This window comes from Nocardia carnea (genome assembly GCF_029869215.1).
In the GTDB taxonomy this organism is placed as follows: domain Bacteria; phylum Actinomycetota; class Actinomycetes; order Mycobacteriales; family Mycobacteriaceae; genus Nocardia; species Nocardia carnea_B.
Genome location: NZ_JARWPM010000455.1, coordinates 1 through 24,280 on the forward strand (window position 1 = coordinate 1; position 24,280 = coordinate 24,280).

21 protein-coding genes are annotated in these 24,280 nt (G+C 70.2%); 9 read left to right on the top strand and 12 right to left on the bottom strand.

Annotation, left to right across the window (positions count from 1 at the left end):
• Positions 1-142: 142 nt before the first annotated feature.
• The 3 genes from QH276_RS34780 to QH276_RS34790 form a co-directional block, all read right to left on the bottom strand.
• Complete coding sequence (locus QH276_RS34780) at positions 143-493, bottom strand: hypothetical protein (protein ID WP_280398111.1); 351 nt, start codon at positions 491-493, stop codon at positions 143-145.
• 63 nt (positions 494-556) lie between these two features.
• Positions 557-1,651, bottom strand: a complete 1,095-nt coding sequence (locus tag QH276_RS34785; RefSeq protein WP_280398110.1) for a C40 family peptidase — start codon at positions 1,649-1,651, stop codon at positions 557-559.
• 4 nt (positions 1,652-1,655) lie between these two features.
• The gene (locus tag QH276_RS34790) at positions 1,656-1,970 is read right to left on the bottom strand and encodes a type VII secretion target (protein WP_280398109.1); all 315 of its coding nucleotides are present in this window, start codon (positions 1,968-1,970) and stop codon (positions 1,656-1,658) included.
• A 150-nt stretch (positions 1,971-2,120) separates the two neighbouring features.
• Here QH276_RS34790 and upp point away from each other — a divergent pair, with 150 nt between their 5' ends.
• Positions 2,121-2,744: a uracil phosphoribosyltransferase gene (gene upp / locus QH276_RS34795; RefSeq protein WP_280398108.1), complete on the top strand. Its 624-nt coding sequence runs from the start codon at positions 2,121-2,123 to the stop codon at positions 2,742-2,744.
• A gap of 6 nt (positions 2,745-2,750) precedes the next feature.
• Here the strand turns inward: upp and QH276_RS34800 are convergent, their stop codons facing one another.
• Both QH276_RS34800 and QH276_RS34805 read right to left on the bottom strand, forming a co-directional pair.
• On the bottom strand, positions 2,751-4,250 hold the full coding sequence (locus QH276_RS34800) for a phospho-sugar mutase (RefSeq protein ID WP_280398107.1): 1,500 nt from the start codon (positions 4,248-4,250) through the stop codon (positions 2,751-2,753).
• Positions 4,251-5,030 (bottom strand): purine-nucleoside phosphorylase, encoded by a 780-nt coding sequence (locus QH276_RS34805; RefSeq protein ID WP_280398106.1) that lies wholly within the window; start codon positions 5,028-5,030, stop codon positions 4,251-4,253.
• A 108-nt stretch (positions 5,031-5,138) separates the two neighbouring features.
• Between QH276_RS34805 and QH276_RS34810 the strand changes: the two genes are divergently transcribed.
• Both QH276_RS34810 and QH276_RS34815 read left to right on the top strand, forming a co-directional pair.
• A complete protein-coding gene (locus QH276_RS34810) occupies positions 5,139-5,843 on the top strand; it encodes an enoyl-CoA hydratase-related protein (RefSeq protein ID WP_280398105.1) in 705 nt (234 codons plus the stop codon).
• Positions 5,844-6,115: 272 nt separating this feature from the next.
• Complete coding sequence (locus QH276_RS34815; RefSeq protein WP_432278589.1) at positions 6,116-7,273, top strand: M20 family metallopeptidase; 1,158 nt, start codon at positions 6,116-6,118, stop codon at positions 7,271-7,273.
• Between the two features lie 356 nt (positions 7,274-7,629).
• Here the strand turns inward: QH276_RS34815 and QH276_RS34820 are convergent, their stop codons facing one another.
• Complete coding sequence (locus QH276_RS34820) at positions 7,630-8,109, bottom strand: gamma-glutamylcyclotransferase (RefSeq protein WP_280398103.1); 480 nt, start codon at positions 8,107-8,109, stop codon at positions 7,630-7,632.
• 197 nt (positions 8,110-8,306) lie between these two features.
• On the opposite strand from QH276_RS34820, the gene QH276_RS34825 reads away from it, so the two are divergent.
• The 4 genes from QH276_RS34825 (at position 8,307) to QH276_RS34840 (ending at position 13,535) form a co-directional block, all read left to right on the top strand.
• Positions 8,307-9,710 (top strand): NAD(P)H-quinone dehydrogenase, encoded by a 1,404-nt coding sequence (locus QH276_RS34825; protein WP_280398102.1) that lies wholly within the window; start codon positions 8,307-8,309, stop codon positions 9,708-9,710.
• A 379-nt stretch (positions 9,711-10,089) separates the two neighbouring features.
• Positions 10,090-11,046, top strand: a complete 957-nt coding sequence (locus QH276_RS34830) for a hypothetical protein (RefSeq protein ID WP_280398101.1) — start codon at positions 10,090-10,092, stop codon at positions 11,044-11,046.
• Positions 11,047-11,431: 385 nt separating this feature from the next.
• Positions 11,432-12,244: a hypothetical protein gene (locus QH276_RS34835; protein ID WP_280407036.1), complete on the top strand. Its 813-nt coding sequence runs from the start codon at positions 11,432-11,434 to the stop codon at positions 12,242-12,244.
• A gap of 82 nt (positions 12,245-12,326) precedes the next feature.
• Positions 12,327-13,535 (top strand): PLP-dependent aminotransferase family protein, encoded by a 1,209-nt coding sequence (locus QH276_RS34840; protein ID WP_280401908.1) that lies wholly within the window; start codon positions 12,327-12,329, stop codon positions 13,533-13,535.
• Here QH276_RS34840 and glpK read toward each other — a convergent pair.
• Positions 13,517-15,013 (bottom strand): glycerol kinase GlpK, encoded by a 1,497-nt coding sequence (glpK, locus tag QH276_RS34845; RefSeq protein WP_280401909.1) that lies wholly within the window; start codon positions 15,011-15,013, stop codon positions 13,517-13,519. The genes QH276_RS34840 and glpK overlap by 19 nt on opposite strands.
• A gap of 139 nt (positions 15,014-15,152) precedes the next feature.
• Here glpK and glpD point away from each other — a divergent pair, with 139 nt between their 5' ends.
• Positions 15,153-16,886 (top strand): glycerol-3-phosphate dehydrogenase, encoded by a 1,734-nt coding sequence (gene glpD, locus QH276_RS34850; protein ID WP_280401910.1) that lies wholly within the window; start codon positions 15,153-15,155, stop codon positions 16,884-16,886.
• A 172-nt stretch (positions 16,887-17,058) separates the two neighbouring features.
• Here glpD and QH276_RS34855 read toward each other — a convergent pair whose 3' ends face one another.
• The 4 genes from QH276_RS34855 to vapB form a co-directional block, all read right to left on the bottom strand.
• A complete protein-coding gene (locus QH276_RS34855; protein WP_280401911.1) occupies positions 17,059-17,250 on the bottom strand; it encodes a hypothetical protein in 192 nt (63 codons plus the stop codon).
• A 113-nt stretch (positions 17,251-17,363) separates the two neighbouring features.
• Entirely contained in the window at positions 17,364-18,143 is a 780-nt protein-coding gene (locus tag QH276_RS34860; RefSeq protein ID WP_280407037.1) for a DNA-formamidopyrimidine glycosylase family protein, read from the bottom strand.
• A 135-nt stretch (positions 18,144-18,278) separates the two neighbouring features.
• Positions 18,279-22,949, bottom strand: coding sequence for an ATP-dependent helicase (locus QH276_RS34865; protein ID WP_280407038.1), 4,671 nt, complete (start codon positions 22,947-22,949; stop codon positions 18,279-18,281).
• Between the two features lie 52 nt (positions 22,950-23,001).
• Positions 23,002-23,250: a type II toxin-antitoxin system VapB family antitoxin gene (gene vapB, locus QH276_RS34870; RefSeq protein ID WP_280401914.1), complete on the bottom strand. Its 249-nt coding sequence runs from the start codon at positions 23,248-23,250 to the stop codon at positions 23,002-23,004.
• A 19-nt stretch (positions 23,251-23,269) separates the two neighbouring features.
• On the opposite strand from vapB, the gene QH276_RS34875 reads away from it, so the two are divergent.
• The gene (locus QH276_RS34875; protein WP_280401915.1) at positions 23,270-23,686 is read left to right on the top strand and encodes a histidine phosphatase family protein; all 417 of its coding nucleotides are present in this window, start codon (positions 23,270-23,272) and stop codon (positions 23,684-23,686) included.
• Here the strand turns inward: QH276_RS34875 and QH276_RS34880 are convergent.
• On the bottom strand, positions 23,683-24,280 hold a 598-nt coding region (locus tag QH276_RS34880), incomplete at its 5' end, for a DUF4352 domain-containing protein (protein ID WP_280407039.1). The two genes, QH276_RS34875 and QH276_RS34880, sit on opposite strands and share 4 nt — an antisense overlap.

Genomic DNA, 24,280 nt, shown 5'->3' on the forward strand with positions numbered 1-24,280 from the left:
CCCGTACAGCGCTGCTTCGCGCGCCTCCTTTTTCTGGGCCGCCCCGGCAACCTGGGCTTAAATTTCCGCGCTAATACTCTTTGTCTCCTAGTACCCCGCCCCGAGCCGCTGCGGTGCCGGCGCGCGCCGGCCGGCGCGCGGTTCATACCGGCCGCATCCAGCTCGTCGGGCCGGTATCGGCGTCGTCCATCCGGTCCAGTTCGTCGACGGCCTGCTGCCGGGTCGGCAGTCCCAGCTGGTCCAGGATCTCGGCGGGCATTCCGTTCTCGGCCAGTACTTCTCGCCGTTTCGCCTTGGCGGCGATGGTCGAGCGTTTGGTCAGGCGCAGGATCTCGTCGGCCAGCGCCTGTGCGCCGTAGCGGTATTCGCTGCGTTCGAATTTGATCTCCACCGGCATACCCTGATCGGTGGCGCGTACCGACAGGGTGCCGGCCCGATTCCGGCTTCCCGCCACGGTGACGTTCGGTACCTCGGGAACCTGTTGCTCACTCATACTTCTGTCCACTCGTCATGGTCGGATACCCACCCGTCGCGGGCAGGGTGGTGTGCGGCCGGCTCATTCCGTCGGCCGGTAGAACCCGTAGAACTCCATACCGCTGTTCTCGGTGCGGATCGAACCGACCTGCACCGGATCACCGGCCTCGACCATCTGCCCGTTGCCGATCACCATGGCCACATGGCCGTCCCAGATCGCCAGATCGCCGGGCGCGAGATCGCCCGGGGAGACCGGGGTGGCGCCGTTGGCCTGTTCGTGGGCGAGGCGCGGAATCTCCACCCCGGCTTCGCCGTACGCGTATTTCGTCAGGCCACTGCAGTCCAGGCCGGCGCCCGGGGTGTTACCGCCCCAGACGTATGGGGTGCCGACGCAGCCGAGGGCCGATTTCACCGCGGTGGCCGCTTTCTCGTTGGGTGCCTCCACCACGCTGCCGTCGGGCAGGGTGATCTCGACGCCCTCGCCGGCCGTCGTACCGGCCGAGGTGGTGGTCTTACCCGGCGTTCCCGCGCTGGTAGTGGTCGTGGTGCCGCCGGTGCTCGACATCGCGGTGCTCATCATCGTGCCGGCCACACCGGCGACACTGCTGAGCCCGGAGGTGACCGTGGACAGCGCCTGGGTGCCCACCGGCGCGGTGTTCGCGGCCGCCGGGGTGGGCGGCGGTGGGGCGAGCTCGTTCATCGACGCGGTATGGGTCTGCAGTTCGTTCTGCACGCGGCCCACCACGCCCAGCGCCTGGCCCAGATGGTCGATCGCGGTGCCCACCAGGAGCGACAACCCGGCCGGGGTGCCCAGTGTGGGCGCCATGGCGGAGGCGTTGTTCACGAAGGATTGCGCGATGGCGGTCAGATCTTTGTTGCCGGTTTCGACATGCGCCGCGGCCTGGCCCATCACCGTGGCCATCTCGTTGCCGCGGTCGGAAATGGTGGCGGCCGAGGTCTGGACGCGCAGCGCCTTGGACGTCGCGGCGTCGGCACCGGTACCGTCCCACGCGGTGTTCATCAGATTGATGCCGTTGCGGCCCAGGGCATGCACCTGATCGATCGCGGTGGACGCCGCGCGAAGTGAATCGCCGGGGCCGCCGGTGGCCAGCACACCGGTGCCGAAACTGGCGAGCAGATCGAAGATCGGCTTGGCCAGTGCGCTGATATCGATCACCGGTTCACTCCCCGGCGGCACCGCGCAGGGCGGCGGCATTGCTGGTATCGGCCTCGGCGTAACTGACAGCGGCCACACCCGCCGCCCCGCTCATCGTGCCCAGCACTGCGGACAGCTGACCGATCGTCGCTACATGCCCCGCGTGCGCGGCGGCGTAGGCGGCCAGGAAATCGCCACCGATCAGGCCGAAGATCGGGCCGAGGATCGTGGGCGCGGCACCCGACGCGCCGGCCCCTGCCGCCGCGAGCTCGGAGGCCATCACCCCGGCGGTGCTGCCGTAGGCCGCGATGCCCTCGGCATCGGCTGAGATGTTCACCATCAGTGGTTCCCCCATCGACTTCGTTAACGGGCAGAGTATGTCATCTACCGGTTTCGACGCACCGGCTTCCCGCACGGTTCCATCGAATCGGCTCCCCGGAAATTCCCGGCGCGACAGCGGCGCACCCGGGTTCGACCTTATCGTTCCCTCATGCGCACGCACACCCTGGACCATCCGCTCGTGGCGATCCTGCTGACCACGCTGCGTGACGAACGCACCCCCGATTCCGGCTTCCGGGCGGCGTTGCGGGATCTGTCGCGGCTGCTGGTGTACGAGGCGCTGCGCGATGCGCCGGTGCAACACCACGACATCGCCACCCCGGTGGCCACCACCCGGGGCACGCGCCTGGCGCGCCCGCCGCTGCTGGTGCCCGTATTGCGTGCCGGATTGGGGATGGTCGATGCCGCCACCAACCTGATTCCGGAATCGAAGGTCGGTTTCGTCGGTGTCGCCCGGGACGAGCGCACCCATCGTCCGGTGCCCTATCTGGAGTCGTTGCCCGACGATCTGTCCGCGACACCGGTGATGGTGCTGGACCCCATGCTGGCGACCGGCGGGTCCATGCTGCACACCCTGGATCTGCTGACCGGCCGCGGTGCCACCGATATCACCGCGGTCTGCGTCGTCTCGGCGCCGGAGGGGATCGCCGCGCTGGCGAATTCGGGTCATCCGGTGCGGCTGGTGACCGCGGTGATCGACGATCGGCTCAACGACGATGCGTTCATCGTGCCCGGGCTCGGCGATGCCGGTGACCGGCAGTTCGGGCCGCGCTGAGCCCGGTCAGCCGGCCAGTGCCCGGCAGTAGTCGCCGAGATCCGAAAGGCGTTGCCGGGCAGTCTCTCTCGCGGCCGGTAGCCCGTCCGGACCGGAAACCGGCTGCACCACTTCCAGATAGCATTTGAGCTTCGGTTCGGTACCCGAGGGCCGCACCACCAAGCGCAGGCCGTCGCCGGTGAACAGCAGCGCGTCGGTGCGCAGCGCCCCGCGCAACGCCGCCATATCGGTGTAATCGACGGCGGTTCCGGCGAGTTCGCGCGGTGGTGCCGAGCGCAGTGTGTCCACCACCGCGGCGGCGGCCGGCTGATCCGGTAGGCGCAACGCCACCTGGTCGCCGGCGTGCACACCGAAGCGGACGGCGTAATCGTCGAGTTCATCGGTCAGCGTGCGCTTCCGGGCCCGCAGCCGCGACACCAGATCGGCGGCCAGTACGGCGGCCGAGATACCGTCCTTGTCGCGGACGGCGGCCGGGTCCACACAATGGCCGATGGCCTCCTCGTATGCGTACACCAGACCGTCACCCGCCCGCGCCAGCCATTTGAACCCGGTCAGGGTTTCGGCGTAGCGGGCGCCGCGTTCGGCGGCCAGCCGGGAAAGCAATCGCGACGAGACGATCGTGGTGGCGACCAGCGCATCCGGTGGGGCGGTGCGCAGGACGTGATCGGCGAGCAGGACGCCGGTTTCGTCGCCGCGCAGCATGCGCCAGCCCGCGGGGGTGGGCACGCCGAGCGCGCAGCGGTCCGCGTCGGGATCGAGGGCGATCGCCAGATCGGCGTCCACCCGTTCGGCCAGCCGCAGCAGCAGATCGGCGGCGCCGGGTTCCTCGGGATTCGGGAAGGCAACCGTGGGGAAGTCGGGGTCGGGGGTGAACTGTTCGGCCACCGCGTGGATATCGGTGAACCCGGCGGCGGTGAGCGCCTCGACCGCGGTCGCGCCCCCGACTCCGTGCAGTGGGGTGAACGCGATCCGGATATCGGCGCGTTCGCCCGGCCCGCCGATGAGCTGTGGCAGCTGCGCGACCCGGGCCAGGTAACGGGAGTGCAGGCCGGAATCGGTGACCTCCACCGGGGTGCGCGGGATCGGTTCGGTGACCGCCGCGATCTGCCGTTCGATTTCGGTATCGGCCGGTGCGAGCAGTTGAGCGCCACCGTCCACGTACACCTTGTAGCCGTTGTCGGTGGGCGGATTGTGCGAGGCGGTGATCTGCACCCCGGCCACCGCGCCGAGCGCTCGCACCGCGAACGCGGTCACGGGGGTGGGCCACGGCTGCGGTAACCGGACCACCGCGAATCCGGCCGCCGCCAGTACCTCGGCGGTGACCTCGGCGAATTCCGCCGATCCGTGCCGGGCGTCGCGCCCGACCACCACCTGCCCGCCGCCCAGGCAGCGATCCCGCAGCCACGCGGCGAGACCGGCGGTCGCGTGGGCGACGGTGGTCTCGTTCATCCGGTCCGGGCCCGGTCCGAGCGGGCCGCGCAGTCCCGCGGTGCCGAACGTCAGCATCTACAACTGCTCCACGAGCCCGCGCAGCAGTTTGCCCAGCCGGGGCGCGGCGGCCCGGCCCTCGGCGAGCACCTCGGCATGCGCCAGCGGCGCCCCGGTGACCCCGGCCGCCAGATTGGTGACCAGCGAGATCCCGAGCAACCGCGCCCCCAGCGCGCGCGCCGCGATCGCCTCCAGCACCGTGGACATCCCCACCAGATCGGCGCCGATGGTGGCCAGCATGCGGATCTCGGCGGGTGTCTCGTACTGGGGTCCGGTGAGCCCCGCGTACACCCCGTCGGTGAGGTCGGGATCCACCCGGCGGGCGAGCTGCCGCAGCTCCGGATCCCAGGCATCCACCAGATCGACGAACGTGGGCCCGGCCAGCGGGGTGGCGCCGGTGAGGTTGACATGATCGCGGATCAGTACCGCCTCGCCGACCCGCAGGCCCGGCCGGATACCACCGGCGGCGTTGGTCAGAATCACCGTGTCCGCACCCGCCGCGACCGCGGTGCGCACCGGGTGCACGACCTCGGCGGGGGAGTACCCCTCGTAGAGGTGCTGGCGTCCCATCAAGACGAGGGCGTCGGTATCGCCGACCTTGACCGACAGCACGCGGCCGGCATGCCCCTGGGCGGTGGGGGCGGCGAATCCGGGGAGCTCCGGCATGGGGATATCGGCGTTCGGGGCGCCGAGTTCGGCGGCGGCGTCCTGCCACCCCGAACCCAGCACCACCGCGACCCGATGCCGGGCCACGGATGTCCGGGCGGCGATCTCCTGGGCAGCCTCTTCGGCAAGCATGGCGGTCAGTGTATGGCCTCACCGGCCGGGCAGCCGCCCATCCGGCGCGCCCGGCCCCCTCGGCCGGCCGTTGTCGAGGACCTGGGCTCCTGGCTATACGCTGCACATATGCCGTACCTGGAACGCGATGGGAACGTTTTCGTATTGTCGCTGGGCAACGAGGGCCAGACCGATAACGAGAACCGCTTCAGCCACGAATGGATCGACGAGGTCAACGCCCTGCTCGATACCGTGGAAGCGAGTGAGGGCCCGGCCGCCCTGGTCACCACGGCCACCGGGAAATTCTTCAGCAACGGCCTCGATACCGACTGGCTGTTCGCCAACCTCGACCGGATGCACGGCTACCTCGACCTCGTGCACGGCATCTTCAGCCGGATCCTGGCCTTCCCGCTGCCCACCGTCGCCGCGGTGAACGGGCATGCCTTCGGCGCCGGCGCCATGCTCGCCAGTTCGCACGATTTCCGGGTGATGCGCGCGGATCGCGGGTTCTGGTGCCTGCCCGAGGTGCACCTCGGCATGCCGTTCACGATCGGGATGAACGCGCTGGTCACCGGCCGCCTGACCAACCAGGTCGCGCTCACCGCCATGACCACCGGCCACCGCTACGGCGGCCCGGAGGCGCTGGCCGCGGGAATCGTCGACGAAACCGCCGAGGCCGATTCCCTGCGCACTGCCGCGGTCACCCGCGCGGCCGCATTGGCCGCCAACCGGACGCCCAGCCTGCCGGCGATCAAACGTGCGCTGCACGCGGCGGCGCTGGCCGGGCTGGCGGTCCCGAATACCGCGGACAACCTGGAATTCGCCAAGAGTTAGCATCCGGGTATCCGATCCGTTGCCGGTGTTCCGCCGGTCACAGCGGGGACGTCGCCGGGCGCGGATCCGGCGGCGGTGGGAAACTGGAGGTGACGGCCGTTCCTCGGGGGACGAGTGGAACCGCCGCCGGTGTACCGCGACCCAGGTCGCGGGCGATATGTGTTACGGGTCGTTCCCGGCACGCGGAGAAGTGGTTCGCAACTGCTCGTTCAACGACAGGAGGACATTCGGTGAGCACAACCGGCCGTTCGGTGCGCGACGGACAGGACGCGGTGACGGCGTGGCTGGCCGAGCACACGGTCGATCTGGTGCAGTGGCGCCGGCACCTGCACGCCAACCCCGAGCTGTCCCGCACCGAATTCGCCACCACCGAATTCGTCGGTACCTGGCTCACCAAGGCCGGCCTGTCGTTCCGGGTACTGCCCGGCGGAACGGGGCTGATCTGCGATATCGGTCCCGAGGATGCTCCCCGCATCGCGCTGCGCGCCGATATGGACGCGCTGCCGCTGCAGGAGTTCACCGGCCGCGATTTCGCCTCGACCGTGCCCGGCGTATCCCATGCCTGCGGTCATGACGCGCATACTGCCGTTCTCCTCGGCACCGCCTTGGCGCTGGCCGACGCGGAACTGCCGGTGGGGGTCCGGCTGATCTTCCAGCACGCCGAGGAAGTGATGCCCGGTGGCGCGCTGGATATGGTCGCCGAAGGCGCGGTGGACGGGGTGGACCGCATCTTCGCGCTGCACTGCGACCCCCGGCTCGAGGTGGGTCGCGTGGGGATCCGGGTGGGCGCCATCACGTCGGCCGCCGATACGGTGGAACTGGTCCTGGATTCGCCCGGCGGCCATACCTCCCGGCCGCATCTCACCAGTGACCTCGTCTACGCCATCGGCACCGTCATCACCGGACTGCCGGGGCTGCTCACCCGCCGGATCGACCCGCGCACCAGCACGGTGATGGTCTGGGGCGCGGTGAGCGCGGGGAAGGCCCCCAATGCCATCCCGCAGACCGGAATGCTCACCGGCACCGTCCGCACCGGCGACCACGAAACCTGGTCGCTGCTCGAACCGATGGTGCGCGAAATCGTGAACAGCCTGCTCGCGCCGACCGGCGTGCGCTACCAGCTCGACTACCGGCGCGGCGTTCCGCCGGTGGTGAACGACGAGCATTCGGTGCGCATGGTCGGCGACGCGGTGCGCGCCATCGGCCCGGACGCCCTCGCCGATACCCCGCAGTCCGGCGGCGGCGAGGATTTCTCCTGGTACCTGGAAGAAGTCCCCGGCGCGATGGCGCGCCTCGGCGTCTGGTCCGGCGAGGGCCCGCAGCTGGACCTGCACCAGTCGACCTTCGACATCGACGAACGCGCCCTCCCCATCGGCGTCCGCACATTCACCAACATCGTCCTCCAGGCCGGCCGCGAACTCACCACCTGACCGGCAATGGTCCACAAGGCTTAACGTGCCCAGCGCCGGCGCCGAGCCCAACCGGCCCCAGCCTTCCGAACCCGAGCGCGACCACGGCAGCGCTCGGCCCAGCTGGATACCCACAGCGCCCATGAGCCCCGCAACCGAACGGGACTACGGTGCCGCCGAGTCCAGCGAGGCATTTGAAGTGCTCATAGCCCCGACAACCGAACGCAACCACGGCGGCGCCGAGCCCAGCGAGACACTTGGAGGGCGCATAACCCGGGACCCGAACGCAACCACGGCGGCGCCGAGTCTTACGAGGCCCTCGGAGGGTTTGACCGAGGGGGCCGAACCCCGCGGCGCCGCAGGCGCCGCAAAAAGACTCAGCTGAAGTTGTTGCCGGGGCCCACGTTGCGGCTGTTGCGGGTGCGCAGGGCGTGCACGTAGTCGGCTGGGGCCCCGGCCTTTTCGGCGGCGTCGGCCATCACGCCGAGATAGCGGGCGGAGGGCAGCCCGCCTTCGTAGGCGTCCAGGACGTACAGCCAGGCGAGGATCGGTTCGGTGCCGCTGCCGGGGCTGGGGGTCACGCGGAGGCGGATCTTGCGGTGGATCCCGAAATCCGAGCCTTCCCAGCGGTCCAGCCGCTGCTCGTCTTCCGGGGAGACGTCGTAGAGCACCACGAAGACCCGCGAACCCGGTTCTTCGACGACCGTGGCGAGCGGACCCTCCCAGCCGATATCGTCCCCGCTGAAGGTGAGGCGCCAGCCCTCCAGCCAGCCCGTCCCGAACATGGGGGAATGCGGACAGCGCTCGAGCATCTGGGTCGAATCCATATTGGACCCGTAGGCAGCGTAGATCGGCACACCGGCAGCTTAGTTGTGTGATGGGTCGCACCGGTACGGGGCGTCGTAAATCGTGCTCCGGGATGTGCTTCGGCGGCGGCGACGCGCGGTCCGGCCGGGCGTGGGCGGGGATGCGGCACGCACTAGGCTGGGTCCGGCGAGTGAGGGCCGCGACGCTGCCGCGCGCCGGGCGCGGGTGATCAGGACAGGGGAAATATATGACCCGCATAGCAATCATCGGTGGCGGACCCGCGGGCTACGAGGCGGCGCTGGTCGCGGCCCAGCACGGTGCCCAGGTCGAGCTGATCGATTCCGACGGTATCGGCGGCGCGTGTGTGCTCTGGGACTGTGTCCCGTCCAAAACGTTCATCGCCTCCACCGGTATCCGCACCGATCTGCGGCGGGCCCGCAACCTGGGGGTGATCCTCGACCCGAGCCAGGCCGAGGTGCGGTTGCCGGAGGTCAACGAGCGGGTGAAGGCGCTGGCGCTGGCGCAATCGTCCGATATCCGGTCCAAACTGCAGGCCGCCGGGGTGCGGGTACTGCCCGGCCGGGGCCGGCTGGCGGGGCCGGGGTCGGGACGGGCTACGCACCGGGTCACCGTGGACTACCCGGACGGTGCCGGGGAAACCGTCGAAGCCGAGGTGGTGCTCATCGCGACCGGGGCCTCGCCGCGGGTACTGCCCGGTGCCGAACCCGACGGCGACCGGATCCTGAACTGGCGCCAGCTCTACGACCTGGACGTGCTGCCGGAGACCTTGGTGGTGGTCGGTTCGGGTGTCACCGGTGCCGAATTCGTCTCCGCCTATACCGAGATGGGCGTGCGCGTGGTCCTGGTCTCCAGCCGGGACCGCGTCCTGCCGGGCGAAGACGCCGACGCCGCACTGGTTCTCGAGGACGCATTCGCCGAGCGCGGGGTGGAACTGGTCAAACACGCCCGCGCGGACAAGGTCGAACGCACGGCCGACGGAGTGCTGGTCACCCTCTCCGACGGCCGGACGGTCGCCGGATCGCACGCCCTCATGACCGTCGGCTCCACCCCCAACACCGGCGACCTCGGGCTCGAGCAGGCCGGTGTCGAACTCGACCGCGGCGGCTACCTGCGGGTCGACCGGGTGTCGCGCACCCCGGTCCCCGGTATCTACGCCGCCGGCGACTGCACGGGCCTGCTGCCGCTGGCCTCGGTGGCCGCCATGCAGGGCCGGATCGCGATGTACCACGCGCTCGGCGAGGGAGTGAGCCCGATCCGCCTGAAAACGGTGGCCTCGGCGGTGTTCACCCGCCCGGAGATCGCGACGGTGGGGGTCAGCCAGACCGATATCGACAACGGCGAGGTGCCGGCCCGGACGGTGATGCTGCCGCTGAACACCAACCCCCGGGCCAAGATGTCGGGGCTGCGGCGCGGTTTCGTCAAGATCTTCTGCCGCCCGGCGACGGGCGTGGTGATCGGCGGCGTCGTGGTCGCCCCCATCGCCTCCGAACTGATCCTGCCGATCGCCCTCGCGGTCCAGAACAACCTCACGGTCAACGATCTGGCGCAGACTTTCTCGGTCTACCCGTCGCTCACCGGCTCGGTCATGGAAGCCGCCCGCCAGCTCATGCGCCACGACGACCTGGGGTGAATCTTTTGGCGCCGACTCCGTGGGTGGGGGTTGAACGAGCGGGTGGTGGCGGGCAGGTGAACACCGAGTCTTCCTGCCAATGGTGAGGTTTCGCCGGATTGCCGGAGAAGCTCTGTTGTGGTTGACTGCCGGAACAGAGATTGCGATCGGCGGGCGGTCGCGAGGTTTGGTGCCGGGGGGTTTGCCCTTTCGGACTCGGACAGCGAACGGCCCACCCGGGCCACCGCTGACCTCGGGTCTCGGATGAGGCAGAACTGGTTGCGGTCCCAGCTGGACCGTAGCCGGGAAAGGGATTGGGCGAATAGTGAAACATCGTAAGCCGAACCGGGCGGGCCGGGCGGTGGCGAGCACTTCGCTGCCGCTTGCGACCGCAGCGGCAATGGCCATCTTCGCGTCGCCGGCGGGGGCCGCTCCTGGCGATCAGCCGACCACACCCACCACGCCGGCCACCCCGGCGCCCGCGCAGCCGGGTACCACTCCGGAACAACAGCAGCAGAGTCCGGAGACCACGCCGAGCCAGCCGGGTGTGCAGAACGAGGGGGAACAGCCGGAGAGCGCCCCTACCCCGAGTCAGCCGGGTGTCACCACGCCGAAACCGGGTGAAGAAGGCGAGCAGGGCCTGACGGGCCCGACCCAGCCGGGTGTCACCACCCCGCGGGTGGCGCCGCTGCCCGTGCCGGGTCAGGACGAGCCGGTGCAACCGGCGATCGCGCCGGAGAAGCCGGAGGGGGAGCAGCCGCCGGCTCCGGGGCAGCCGGGCGAGCAGCCCGCTCCGCAGGCCGGACCGGAGGGCGACGCGCAGCCCGCGGATCCGGGGACCGAAACCCTGGTCCAGCCGCAGGCTCCGCAGTGGCAGGCGCCCAGCCTCGAATCGGCGCCGGTGGCGCCGGTGGTCGAGATGCAGGGCCCGCATATGGAGGTCGGTGCCGCGATCGACGGTGGTGCGCTGGCTCCCGGGCATTTCGCCAACACCCATCACTTCACCAACCAGTCCGGCTATGTCGGTACGGCCGGATTCCGTACCCCGACGGGCACCGGGGAAGCCGGTATCTCGGTGGAGTTCGTTGACGAGAACACCGTCAATGTCTCCACTTTCACCGGCGGGAACGGTCTGCCGGACAACCGGCTCGATCATGTGATCGATACCACGCCGGTGAATACGGCGAAGGCGGCTGTCGAGCACTGGATCGCCATGCAGCCGGGCGGCGCGGCCGCCCTGAAGGCCGCGGCCGAGATTCCGCCGCCCCCGCCGCTGCTGCCGCCGGGCAACTACCCGGAACAGTCGATCAATGTCGCTGGCGTCAACACCCAGTGGGGTGGTTCACTCCAGTACTGACACGAGTGAAATCTTGCCGGGTGGGGGGGGCGAGTACGGCCGCCCCACCCGCGTGTCTCGAAAGGGATGGGCCGTGACCGGCGAGGGCGAAGATAGAGGGCGCGAACGCGAACCCGAGCGGGCGGATTTCGGTCCGCCGACGGGTGATTTCGGGCCTCCGGTGTCGGAGTTCGGCCCGCCGGTATCGGAGTTCGGTCCGCCGACGGGTGAACTGCCGGTCGCGGGCTGGCAACCCGCGGGAGCGGGCAATTCGGAGCTGGCCTGGCGGCCGGCCGACGGATCGTCGGGCGCGCCTGCGGAGCCGCCACCGGTTCCGCCTCCACCGCCGCAGTATCGTGCACCCGACAGTTCGACCCCGGCGTACGTGCCCGGGCCCAGTGATTCCGTGCCGGTGACCCGTCCGGCGCCAGGCGATACCGACGCCACGGTCCGTCATTCGCTGCCGCCGGATCCGGCGGTCCGCCGGCCGAAGACCGACCGGGCGCCCGAGGCGGATCGGACGACCGTCCGGCACCACACCCCCGACCTGCGTTGGCCCGGTCCGGATCTGCCGGGCGACCAGGGCGCCGACCCGGCGGGCGGACCCGTGCGGCCCCGCGCCGGCGGCCTGTCCTGGGACAGTGATCCGATCGCGCAGCAACTCACACCGCAATCCGTTTCGCGGGCGCTGACCGAGAAGCCGCGCCGTCAGCTGCCGGTGGGCACGATCGTCGCCGTGGCGGCGGTGATCGTCGCGTTCATCGCCGTCGGGGTGGCGATCGTCGTGGTACGCGGCGGTGGGGGCGAACCCGGTACGGGGCCCACGGCGGAGGCGATCGAGGGATTGAACTGCCCGGCGACGCAGGACGGCGGAGTTACGGTCGGTAACGGGGAGGGCGATACGACCAGCGGTCCCGATGCCGTGCTCGGCTTCCAGTACGCTTTCTATACCGAGCGCAGCGGCGCCGGGGCGCGGGAATTCGTCGCCCCGGATTCGCCGGCGATTTCGTCGGCCGAAACCATCCAGCAGGCGATCGACCAGCAGATTCCCGCCGGTACCCAGCACTGTGTGCGGATCGCCGAGCGAGCGGCGAACTCCTTCGATGTGGACCTCACCGAACTCCGGCCGAACGGGAAGACCACGGTGTACAAGCAGACGGTCACCACGGTCGAACGCGACGGCAAAACGCTGCTGTGGGTGATCGCCGACCGGCAGTAGTCTCATATCGTGAGATCCTAGTTTCATATAATGGTTTTCATGGGATGATTGGGTATCTACCAGGTGATACCCGGAGGCCCCCATGTCCCACGATGCTGCGCCGCTGGCCGGAAAATTGGCCGGCCTCACCAGCTCCGCCATCCGCGACCTGCTGAAACTCACCGCGAACGCGGATGTCATCAGCCTGGCCGGCGGTCTACCCGATGCGGCGCTCATGCCCGGCCCGCGGATCGCGGCCGCCGCCGAAACGGCGCTGCGCAGCCCCGCGACGCTGCAATACACCGAATCGCCCGGCTGGGGGCCGCTCCGCGATGTACTCGCCGAACGCGAATCCGCGCGGATGCGCCGGGCGGTCGGGGCCGGGGAAGTGTTCGTCACGCACGGCTCGCAGCAGGCGCTCTCGCTGCTCGCGGAGGTGCTGCTCGATCCCGGCGCGCTGGTGGTGGTGGAGGACCCGGCCTATGTCGGCGCGCTCCAGGTGTTCCGCGCCGCGGGAGCCCGGATCGTGGCGGTGCCCTTGGACGAGGAAGGAATGCGGGTCGATCTGCTCGAGGACCTGATCGCCGGTGGGCTGCGACCCGCGGTCGTACACACGGTGAGCAACTTCCACAACCCGGGCGGCGTGACCATGAGCCCGCGGCGGCGGCGCGCGCTGGCCGAAGCAGCCGAGAAACACCGGTTCTGGGTGATCGAGGACGACCCGTACGGTGAGCTGTGGTTCGAGCGGCCCGCCCCCGAGCCGATCGCCACCTACTCCCCGGCGGTAATCCGGCTGTCGTCGGCGTCCAAGATCATCGCCCCGACGCTGCGGGTGGGCTGGATGATCGCTCCGGAACGGGTCTGCCGGGCGGTCGAACTGCTGAAACAGGGGGCCGACCTGTGCGGATCGGCGCTGACCCAGCAGATCGCCACCGAACTGCTCGCCGATACCGGCTGGCTCACCGGCCATATCGATACGGTGCGCGGCGTCTATGCCGACCGGGCCACCGCTCTGGTGCGCGCCATCGGGGAACGGTTCGGTGACCGGCTGCACTGCAGTCCGGCGGCCGGCGGAATGTTCGTCTGGGCGGAATTCACCGACGGCACCGATACCGCGGAATTGCTGCCCCGGGCGCTGGACGCCGGCGTCGCCTTCGTGCCCGGGCAGGCGTTCGCGGTGAGCACCCCGTATTCGCACGCCATGCGGATGTGCTTCACCACGGCGGCACCGGACGATCTCGCCGAGGCCGCGGCGCGACTGGCGCGGTCGGCGGAGCGGGCGGTCCCGGCCGGTCAGTCGGCCCAGTCGTAGGTGCGTTCCACGGCCTTGTTCCAGTCCCGTAGCCGGGCGTCGCGTTCGGCAGCGGGCATGGCCGGGTGCCAGGTCTTGTCGGCCGACCAATTGGCGCGGATATCGTCGGTACCGGACCAGTACCCGACCGCCAGGCCGGCGGCGTAAGCGGCGCCGAGCGCCGTGGTCTCGTTGACCAGCGGGCGCACCACCGGCAGATCGAGGATATCGGCCTGGAACTGCATGAGCAGATCGTTGGCGACCATGCCGCCGTCGACCTTGAGCGCGACCGATTCCAGGTTCAGCGAGCGGGCCGCGGCGTCCGCGCGCATGGCATCCATCACCTCGCGGGTCTGGAACGCGGTCGATTCGAGGATCGCGCGCGCCAGATGTGCCTTGGTGACGAACCGGGTGAGCCCGGCGATCACCCCGCGGGCATCGGGTCGCCAGCGGGGCGCGAACAGCCCGGAGAACGCGGGGACGATATAGGCGCCGCCGTTGTCGTCCACCGTGCGGGCCAGCTCCTCGATCTCCGGGGCCGAATCGATGATGCCGAGATTGTCGCGGAACCACTGCACCAGCGCACCGGTGACCGCGATCGAGCCCTCCAGCGCGTACACCGGCGGTTGCTCCCCGAGCCGGTAGCAGACGGTGGTGAGCAGGCCGTGCTCGCTGAACACCGGGGTGGTTCCGGTGTTGAGCAACATGAAATTGCCGGTGCCGTAGGTGTTCTTGGCTTCACCGGGCCGCAGGCATGCCTGTCCGAAGGTTGCCGCCTGCTGATCGCCGAGGATTCCCGCCACCGGTACGCCCGCCAGGGGGCCGGACGCGATCTCCGCATACACCTCCGAGGAACTGCGGATCTCCGGCAGCATCCGCACCGGCACGCCGATCTCCGCGCAGATCTCGCTGTCCCACTCCAGGGTGCGCAGGTCCATCAGCAGCGTGCGCGAGGCATTGGTGACATCGGTGAGGTGGCGGCCGGTGAGATTCCACAGCACCCAGCTGTCCACGGTACCGAAACACAGCTCGCCGGCCTCGCCGCGCTCCCGGGCGCCGGGCACGGTGTCCAGGATCCAGCGCAGTTTGGGCCCGGAGAAGTAGGTCGACAGCGGGAGTCCGGTGCGGTCGGCGTAGCGGTCGGCGCCGCGATCACCGGCCAGTTCGGTGCACAACCGGTCGGTGCGGGTGTCCTGCCAGACGATGGCGTTGTGGATCGGGCGGCCGGTCTCGCGTTCCCAGACGACCGTGGTCTCGCGTTGATTGGTGACCCCCACCGCCGCGATATCGCCGGCTCGCACCCCGGCCTCGTCCAGCGCCGCGCCGAGGACGAATTCGGTATTGCGCCACACGGTTTCCGGATCGTGCTCGACCCACCCCGGCTTGGGGAAGATCTGCTCGTGTTCCCGCTGGGCCAGGCCCGCGATCTGCCCCGAACGATCGAAGAGGATACATCTGCTCGAGGTCGTGCCCTGGTCGATGGCGGCCACATAGCGCATGGCAGGAGGCTAGCGCAATCGCGTATGTCGGTGACGGCTGTCTCGCTACCGACGATCCACGCCGGTTTACGCATAGTGTGTAGAGCGAACTCACGGAAACCACAGCCGACCTTGTCGAACGCGTACTCCAGGAGTGGATATGACTGTGCAGTCGGGAATGCAGTTTCTGGGGCCGGAGCAGCGGCGCACAGCCTGGGACCGGTTGGGTAAGGATCATTTCGATGTGATCGTGGTGGGTGGTGGTGTCGTCGGGGCGGGGATCGCGCTGGACGCGGCCACCCGCGGGTTACGGGTGGCGTTGGTGGAGGCGCGGGATCTGGCGTCGGGAACGTCGAGCCGCTCGTCGAAGATGTTCCACGGCGGCCTGCGCTACCTCGAACAGCTCGAATTCGGGCTGGTGCGGGAGGCGCTGAAGGAACGCGAACTGTCGATGGCCCGGCTCGCGCCGCATCTGGTGAAACCGCTGCGCTTCCTGTATCCGCTCACCCACCGGGTGTGGGAACGTCCGTACGTGGCGGCTGGGTTGTTCCTCTACGACACCATGGGCGGCGCGAAATCGGTTCCGGGGCAGCGCCATCTGTCCCGGCACGCGGCGCTGCGACTGGCGCCGGGGCTGCGCCGCACCTCGCTGATCGGCGGGATCAGCTATTACGACACCGTGGTCGACGACGCCCGCCACACCATGACCGTGGCCCGCACCGCCGCCCATTACGGCGCGGTGATCCGCACCTCGACCCAGGTCGTGGGGTTCCTGCGGGAAGCCGACCGGGTGGTCGGGGTCCGCGTGCGCGACAGCGAGGACGGCCGCAGCGCCGAAGTCCGCGGGCATGTGGTGATCAACGCGGCCGGAGTCTGGACCGATGAGGTGCAAGCGCTCTCGCAGCAGCGCGGCCGGTTCCATGTGCGGGCGTCGAAGGGGGTGCACATCGTGGTTCCGCGGGACCGGATCGTCAGCGACGCCGCGATCATCCTGCGCACCGCCACCTCGGTGCTGTTCGTGATCCCGTGGGGTGCGCACTGGATCGTCGGCACCACCGATACCGACTGGAACCTGGACCTGGCACATCCGGCGGCCACCAAGGCCGATATCGACTATCTGCTGGACCGGGTGAACCAGGTGCTGGTCACCCCGCTGACCCATGATGATATCGACGGTGTCTATGCCGGGCTGCGGCCGCTGCTGGCCGGGGAGAGCGACGAGACCTCGAAACTGTCGCGTGAGCACGCCGTTGCCCGCATCGCGCCCGGCCTGGTTGCCATCGCGGGCGGGAAATACACCACCTACCGGGTGATGGCCTACGACGCGGTGGACGAGGCCGCCCAGGACATCCCCGCTCGCGTTTCGCCGTCGATCACCGAGAAGGTGCCGCTGCTCGGTGCGGACGGATACTTCGCGCTGGTGAACCAGACCGTGCAACTCGCCGAGGAATACGGGCTGCATCCGTATCGGGTGAAGCATCTGCTGGACCGGTACGGTTCGCTGATCGACGAGGTCATGGCCTTGGCCGCGGATCGCCCGGAGCTGCGGCAGCCGATCACCGCGGCGCCGTCCTATTTGAAAGTGGAGGTCGTGTACGCGGCCGCCGCGGAGGGCGCACTGCACCTCGATGATGTGCTCGCCCGGCGTACCCGGATCTCCATCGAATACCCGCACCGCGGCGCCGACTGTGCCGAAGAAGTGGCCGGGCTGATGGCCGGGGTGCTCGGCTGGGACGCTGCCGAGACCGACCGGGAGATCCGCACCTACCTGGCCCGGGTGGAGGCCGAAATCTGCTCGCAGACCCAGCCCGATGACGCCTCGGCCGACGCGTTGCGGGTCGCCGCGCCGGAACCGCGGCCGGAGATCCTGGAACCGGTGCCGACCGAAAGGTGAGCCGTCCGTCGGCATCCGTGCCACCGGACCCGGGCGTGTGCTGAATCGGACCTTGTCGCGCGGTGTGGCCATGCCGTAGCGGGTGCGGGCTTCGGTTGTCCGTGCGGCTGTGCCGTTGTCGCCGGCGCCGTCAGGCCGTGGCGGCTGGGACATCCGCGCGAGTGTGCCGGTGTCAGTGCTGGGCGGGAGCGCTACCGGCGGGCGCGGTGGTGATAGCGGGACCGAGCTGGGCGGGGGCGGGACCCGGGGGGCCGGCGACCGGATGGAGCAGGAAGTAGCAGAACAACGCGGTGGCCACGACAGCCAGTACCGCCGACAGCAATTTGCCGGCGACGGCTGCCAAGTGGACGGTTCGGGTGTTCATGGGACCTGCTTCCGGTGCGGTACCCGTGTGTCGTCGTGCGGACGCAGATCATTACCGGACCCATGGCCGCCGTCACAGATGTGGCGGCGTCCGATATGCGACAGGTTACGCGCTCACTCCGGCGGGACCTGGCATTTCGGGCAGTAGTAGATACCGCGTTCCCGCCGGCTCACCCGGTCCGTACCCGGGGCCGTCTCGCCGAGGAGTTCCACCCGCACCGCGGTGCCACACCGCTGACACGGCCGGCGGGCCCGGCCGTAGACCAGTGGCCGCCAAGGCGGCTGATGCGCCGCCCGATGCAGGACCCGATGGGCCTCGTTGACCAGCGCGAGCAGATCGTCCACCGCGGCGACCGGCCGGGCGGGGTGGATGCGGCGCAGAAAACACACCTCACTGCGGTAGATATTGCCGATCCCGGCGAGATTGCGCTGGTCCAGCAGGGCCAGGCCGATCGGTAGCTCGGGTTCCCGGGCGAGCCGGGCCACGGCCTCGGCCGGGTCCCACTCCGGGCCCAGCAGATCGGGACCGAGATGCGCGATCGCGGCCGGTTCGTCGGCGCGGCGCAGGACCTCCACCAGCCCGCGGTCGAAGCCCACCGCGTCGACCGCGGCGGTACCGAGCACCAGCCGCGCGGTGACCCGGGGTTTGGTCCAGCGTTGCCCGCAGTGGAACACCCGCCAGCTGCCCTCCATCTTCAGATGGGTGTGGATACTGACCGTTTCGGTGCGGACGAAGAGGTGTTTGCCGTAGCTGGCGACGCTGTCCACCACCTGTCCGCGCAGATCGACGGTCGCGTAGCGCGGCACCCGGAAATCGCTGCGGGTGAGCGTTTCGCCCGCCAGCGCTGCCCGCAGCCGCCCGGCGGCCAGGAACACCACGTCACCTTCGGGCACGACTGCCTCGTTTCCGCGCGCGCAAGCCGGCGGACCGCCGGAACACCACGGTATGGGCTGCTCCGGTCGTCTTGTGCGTCCGGTGGCGGCCGGTGCGGGCGGCCGGCGGCAGGCGAGCCGGCTGCCGGGCGCTGCTCATCGGCGGCCGCGCAGTCGCAGGCCACGGGGTGTGGCGGTGAATCCGGCCGCGGTGAGGAAATCGGCCAGCGTGTTGCCGTGTACCGACTCACCGTCGACCCGATCGATCACCAGGGAATCCACCTGCCCGGAACGCACCACCTCCGCCAGCGCCGTGGCGGCGGCGTGCCGGGCATCCGGATCTTCGGTGCAGGTGAGCAGGGTCTTGCCGCCGCGCTCCAGGTACAGCACGAGTTCGCCGTCCACCAGTACCACCAGGGCGCCCGCCTTGCGGCCGGGGCGGTGACCGGCTTCGCCGGCGGTCTTGGGCCAGCCGAGCGCGGCGCCGTACGGGTTCGCCGGATCGCAGGCGGCGAGTACCAGCGCCGATCCGGCCGGTCGCCGGTCGCCGTCGAAGGTGCGCAGCCGGTCCACGACGTCGGTGGTGGAGAACTGGGCGCCGCCCAGCGAATCCACGAAACAGCCGCGGCGGCAGCGGCCGCGGTCCTCGAACTCGCTGAGCACCCGGTAGGCGAGGGCGAAGCCGCCGGGCATGCCTTCGTTCTGTACCGCGCCCTTGGTCACCACGCCGTAGCGTTCCAGCAGCAGGTCGGCGGTGGCATGGGCGCGCACGGTGTTGTCGAGGGCGCGGTCGGGCAGTAGCGACCACCGGCCGGCGACCGTGGGCGGGCCCGACCTGGTCGGCATGGCCGGGCGCGGTAGGTAGGCCCGTCCGCGGGGTGCGCGCCGCGGGGTACGGTGTGCGGCCGGTGCCCGCGTTGTGCCGGACAGGCGCGCGCGAACGGGGGCGAAGGTATCACCGGATACCAGCCCCGCCCAGACCAGATCCCACAGCGCCTCGGCGACCCGGGGATCGTCGAGGACACCGGTCGCGTCGGCGAGCTGGCGGAAGAAGTAGGCGCCACCACCACCGCGGAGCGCCTCCGCTCCGTACCCGGTCGGCACCCGTTCAGCCGGCACCGCGGTCGGCGCGGCAGAATTCGCGTTCGGCCCGGGAGACCGGGATCTCGAAGGGGAGCCGGCCGGCGGTTCGGGGGAATGTGCCACTGATCCCGTTGTCTGCCCGGCAGCCGGTTCGTTCGGACGTGGCGACCAGGCGGCTGGGTCGGCGCCCAGGACGGTGAGGAGGGTGAGGTGCAGCTCGTCCAGTTCGAACTCGTCCGGAGGTGGGAGGGTGAGGGGTGCCTGATCGGCGGGGTGCAGGGCGATCCAGCCGTCCTTGGCGTTGATGGCACCGTGCCCGGACCAGCGGACCTCACCGGTCGCCATGAGTTCGTCCAACAGGGCGGGGCTGTAATCGCGCACCCGCGCCGGCAACACCAGCGATTCCCACGCCGACGCGGGGATCGCGACACCGGCGAGTTGATCCACCACCGCGGCCACTCCGTCGATTCCGCGCAGCTCGCCGGTGCCCACGTGCTGCCAGTCGGGCAGGAACCGCGCCAGTGCGGCGGTGGCGACCGGTTCCACCTCGTGCCGGGCGGCGGCCAGGCTGCGGCGGCGCAATCGCCGCAACACCTGCGCGTCACACCATTCCGACCCCGCCGTCTCCGGCGTGAATTCGCCTTCCACCACCCGTTTCTCGGTGGACAGCTGATGTAGCGCGGAGGTGACGACGGCGGTGCCGAGCCCGAAGCGGTGTGCCACGGCTTCCGTGCCGAACGGACCGTGCGTGCGGGCGTACCGGGCCACCAGATCGCCCAGCGGATCGGGTACCGGTTCGATGAAGGCGGCCGGGGTGCCGATCGGCAGCGGCACACCCAGCGCGTCGCGCAGCCGGGCGGCGTCTTCGATCGCGGCCCACCACACCGTGCCCGCGTAGGACACCTCCAGCGCCCGCCGGGCACCGGCCAGTTCCGCGAACCAGTCCGCCGGATCGTCGCGGCAGCGCTGCCGTGCCTCCTCGGCGGTGAGCGGGCCCAGCAGCCGCAGCAGATCCGCCAGACCTTCCGCGTCCCGGGCCCGGCGCTCCGGGGTGAGCCGCTGTAGTTCCTGTTCGGTCTGTGCGATGACCTCGCCGTCCAGGAGTTCGCGCAGCTCGACCCGACCCAGCAGTTCGGCCAGCAGACCCGAATCCAGCGAGAGTGCCGCCGCGCGGCGTTCGGCGAGCGGGCTGTCGCCGTCGTACATGAACTGGCCGATGTAATCGAACAGCAGGGCGTTGGCGAACGGGGACGGAGTGGCGGTCTCCACCTCGACCAGCCGGATCTGCCGACGCGCCACGCGGCCGAGCAGATCGCGCAGCGCGGGCAGGTCGTACACATCGCGCAGGCATTCGCGCACCGTTTCCAGCAGGATCGGGAAATCCGGGAATTTGCGTGCCACATCGAGCAATTGCGCCGACCGCTGCCGCTGCTGCCACAGCGGCGCACGTTTCCCAGGGTCCCGGCGCGGCAGCAGCAGCGCCCGGGCCGCGCATTCGCGGAACCGGGAGGCGAACAGCGCCGATCCGCCCACCTGCTCGGTGACCAGATCGTCGATCTCGTCCGGTTCGAAAACGAACAGGTCCGCACCGGGCGGATCGTCGGTGGTGTCGGGGAGGCGGACGACTATCCCGTCGTCGGAGGCGTTGGGCGCCGCCTCCACCCCGAACCGCTCCCGCAGCCGGGAGCCCACGGCCAGGGCCCACGCCGCGTGGACCGGCAGGCCGTAGGGGGAGTGCAGGACCAGCCGCCAATCGCCGAGCTCGTCCCGGAACCGTTCCACGACCAGCGTTTTATCGGTGGGCAGCCGGCCGGTGGCGGTGCGCTGATCATCCAGCAGCGCCCGCAGGTTGGCCACGGCGTTCTCGTCGAGACCGGCGGCAGTAGTGTGCGCGGTGAACTCCCGTTCGGCGTTCTCCGCACCCGCCCGGCGTACGAATTCGCCCAGGGCGGCGCCCAATTCGGCCGGGCGGCCGAGCGAATCACCGTGCCAGAACGGTAACCGGCCGGGATGGCCGAAAGCCGGGGTCACCAGGACGCGGTCGTAGGTGATGTCCTCGATCCGCCAGCTGGTGGCGCCGAGCGCGAATACATCGCCGACCCGGGATTCGTAGACCATCTCCTCGTCGAGTTCGCCTACCCGCGACGCTTTTTCGCCCACCATGTACACGGCGAACATACCGCGATCGGGGATGGCGCCACCGGAGGTCACAGCCAGCCGCTGCGCGCCGGGACGGCCGGTGAGCGTACCGGCGTCGCGGTCCCAGACCAGCCGCGGACGGAGTTCGGCGAATTCATCGGAGGGGTAGCGCCCGGCCAGCAGGTCCAGCACCGCCTCGTACGACGAACGCGGCAGGGACGCGTAGCTTCCGGTGCCGCGAACGGTCTCGAACCAGGTGTCGATATCCAGCGGCTCCAGTGCGCAGGCCGCCACCGTCTGCTGCGCGAGGATATCCAGCGGATGCGCCGGGATCTTCAATTCCTCGATCTGCCCGGCCAGCATGCGCTGGGCCGTCACCGCGCAGTGCACGACATCGGTGCGGTGCTTGGGAAACAGCACACCACGCGATATCTCGCCCACCTGATGGCCCGCGCGGCCGATCCGCTGCAGGCCGCTGGCCACCGAGGGCGGCGCCTCGACCTGCACCACCAGATCCACGGCACCCATATCGATACCCAGTTCGAGACTGCTGGTGGCCACCACACAGCGCAGGCGGCCGCTTTTCAGATCGTCCTCGATCAGCGCCCGCTGCTCCTTGCTCACCGACCCGTGGTGTGCCCGGGCCAGTAGTGGTTCGGCGCCGTGGCTGACCTCGGTGGACGGGCCGAGCTGGGCGGGCGGGGCATGCGCCGTCACCACGCTCTCCCCGGCCTGTTCCGCATAGGTCTCGTTCAGGCGGGCGGTGAGCCGTTCGGCCAGCCGGCGGGAATTGGCGAACACGATGGAGGACCGGTGAGCGAGCACCAGATCGACGATCGCGGCGTCCACATGCGGCCACAGCGAACCGGGGTGGTCAAAATCGCCGGGTTCGGTCATATCCGCGACCGGCACCCGCACCGACAACTCGAACGTTTTGGGCGCGGGCGGCGAAACGATGGTGATCGGCTCCGATCCCACCAGGAACCGGCCCACCTCTTCCGGTGGCCGCACCGTCGCCGACAACCCGATCCGCTGCGCCGGCCGCTCGGTGAGCGCATCCAGCCGGGCCAGCGAGAGCGCCAGATGCGAACCGCGTTTGGATCCCGCGATCGCGTGCACCTCGTCGACGATCACCGTGCGCACCCCGCGCAGCGTCTCCCGGGCGGCGGAGGTGAGCATCAGGAACAGCGATTCCGGGGTGGTGATCAGGATATTCGGCGGTGTTCGCTGCAATCGCCGCCGCTCCTGGGCCGGCGTATCCCCGGACCGGACGCCCACACTGATCTCCGGCGCCGGTAGGCCGAGCCGCCGCGCCGTCTGCCGCACCCCTACCAGCGGGGCGCGCAGATTACGCTCCACATCCACGGCCAGGGCCTTCAGCGGCGAGATGTAGAGCACCGAGGTACCCGCCACCGGCGGATCGGCGCGGGCGAGTTCGTCGATGGCCCACAGGAACGCCGACAGCGTTTTCCCGGACCCGGTCGGCGCGATCACCAGGGTGTGCTCGCCGGCCGCGATCGCTCGCCACGCCCCCAGCTGTGCGTCCGTGGGCGCGGGGAAGGCACCCGCGAACCACTGCTGGGTGGCGGCGGAGAACTCGGACATGGATCCCAGTGTGCACCCGGCCACCGACAGCCGCCGGAGCCCGGGCGCATACTCAGGCGGGTTTGCCCTCGACCAGCTCCTGATCCCCGGGCTCGCCGTCGGTGAGCTCGGGTGTGCGGAGGTCGCGCAGGAGTTCGGCGAGGCGAACCAGATCGCCGGTGCTCACCCCGCCGACCGGCCGGAATTCCCGGTCGAGCCGGCGGCGCAGGAATTCGGTCCGGGATACCCCGAGTGCACTGGCTTGCCGGTCTATCTCGTCGATAACTGCGCCGGGCACGGCACGGATCAGAATATCGGTCATCCTCGATCACCTCCTGCTCGTGGGGGCACGACAGGCCGGAGCCGGCGGTGGATCCGAGCCGGCGACCGGTGACAGTCCGGTGTTCCTTTGCTGCGACGGTGCCAGGTGTTCGCAACTCGATCTGATCTCCCACGGCCTCACCGAGGCGCTGCGAGCGGCGCGATTCCCGGCCGACGAACCGCTCACCCCGGCGGGACGGGCGGCGCCGGCAGACCGGGCGTTCGAACCACCCGCGGACACACAGGTGCCGGCGGGCCCGGAGCGGCGAACCAGCGAGACTGCCCGACTGCTCGGCCTGGACGCCACACCGGACTCCAGATTACGCGATCTTGACGCCGGCGCCTGGCGCGGCGCGGAACTCGCGGCGCTCGGTCCGGCCCAGCTCCACGGCCGGCGCACCGACCCGGCTACCGCGCCTTCTACAGCCGCCGGCTAGCCCAGCGATACCGAGGTCCCGAGGGAGAACGGGAAATCGCGGAAGGTCATCCGCGCGGGCACCGATCCGGCCGGCACCTCGTACACCAGATGTGTGCCCAGGGATTCACCCGGCTGCAGGGTGCGCGGTGCGGCGGCGGTCGCGGCGCGCTGCGCGGTCGCCGTCACATCCGGGCCGAACTTGCCGCCGGCCGCATCGTGCAATTCCTGCCCCAGCGGCGTGTAGGTCTTCGGCTCCGGGGCGATATTGCGGACGGTGAAACTCACCACCACGAACATGCCCTGCGCCCGGTCGAAACCGATCGAGGCCACCTCGGATTCGACATTCCGCACGGTGAATTCGAAACTGCCGTCGCGCACCGCGGTACCAGCGGACGCGGTGGGCCGGTCTTCCGGGGAGAAGAAGTCGATGGATCCCACACCTTGCACCAGCGCGGCCGCACATCCGCCGATCAGCAGCAGTGGGACCACCACCAGCGCGATCAGCCAGAACACGACCCTGCGCAAGGGGCTCTTCCGCCGCCGGGGCGGAGCCGGCGGCCGCGCCCGCGGCCCGCGCCGGGCCGTGCGCCGGCCGGGCGGCGCGGGGTAGCGG

Bases quoted from the DNA above. Each gene is read 5' to 3' on its own strand.
- QH276_RS34805 (WP_280398106.1), bottom strand. From the start codon at position 5,030: ATGCTTGCCGAAGAGGCTGCCCAGGAGATCGCCGCCCGGACATCCGTG.
- glpK (WP_280401909.1), bottom strand. From the start codon at position 15,013: ATGCGCTATGTGGCCGCCATCGACCAGGGCACGACCTCGAGCAGATGT.
- QH276_RS34800 (WP_280398107.1), bottom strand. From the start codon at position 4,250: ATGCTGACGTTCGGCACCGCGGGACTGCGCGGCCCGCTCGGACCGGGC.
- QH276_RS34810 (WP_280398105.1), top strand. From the start codon at position 5,139: ATGCCGTACCTGGAACGCGATGGGAACGTTTTCGTATTGTCGCTGGGC.
- QH276_RS34865 (WP_280407038.1), bottom strand. From the start codon at position 22,949: ATGTCCGAGTTCTCCGCCGCCACCCAGCAGTGGTTCGCGGGTGCCTTC.
- glpD (WP_280401910.1), top strand. From the start codon at position 15,153: ATGACTGTGCAGTCGGGAATGCAGTTTCTGGGGCCGGAGCAGCGGCGC.
- QH276_RS34780 (WP_280398111.1), bottom strand. From the start codon at position 493: ATGAGTGAGCAACAGGTTCCCGAGGTACCGAACGTCACCGTGGCGGGA.
- QH276_RS34790 (WP_280398109.1), bottom strand. From the start codon at position 1,970: ATGGTGAACATCTCAGCCGATGCCGAGGGCATCGCGGCCTACGGCAGC.
- QH276_RS34855 (WP_280401911.1), bottom strand. From the start codon at position 17,250: ATGAACACCCGAACCGTCCACTTGGCAGCCGTCGCCGGCAAATTGCTG.
- QH276_RS34840 (WP_280401908.1), top strand. From the start codon at position 12,327: ATGTCCCACGATGCTGCGCCGCTGGCCGGAAAATTGGCCGGCCTCACC.
- QH276_RS34825 (WP_280398102.1), top strand. From the start codon at position 8,307: ATGACCCGCATAGCAATCATCGGTGGCGGACCCGCGGGCTACGAGGCG.
- QH276_RS34830 (WP_280398101.1), top strand. From the start codon at position 10,090: ATGGCCATCTTCGCGTCGCCGGCGGGGGCCGCTCCTGGCGATCAGCCG.
- vapB (WP_280401914.1), bottom strand. From the start codon at position 23,250: ATGACCGATATTCTGATCCGTGCCGTGCCCGGCGCAGTTATCGACGAG.
- upp (WP_280398108.1), top strand. From the start codon at position 2,121: ATGCGCACGCACACCCTGGACCATCCGCTCGTGGCGATCCTGCTGACC.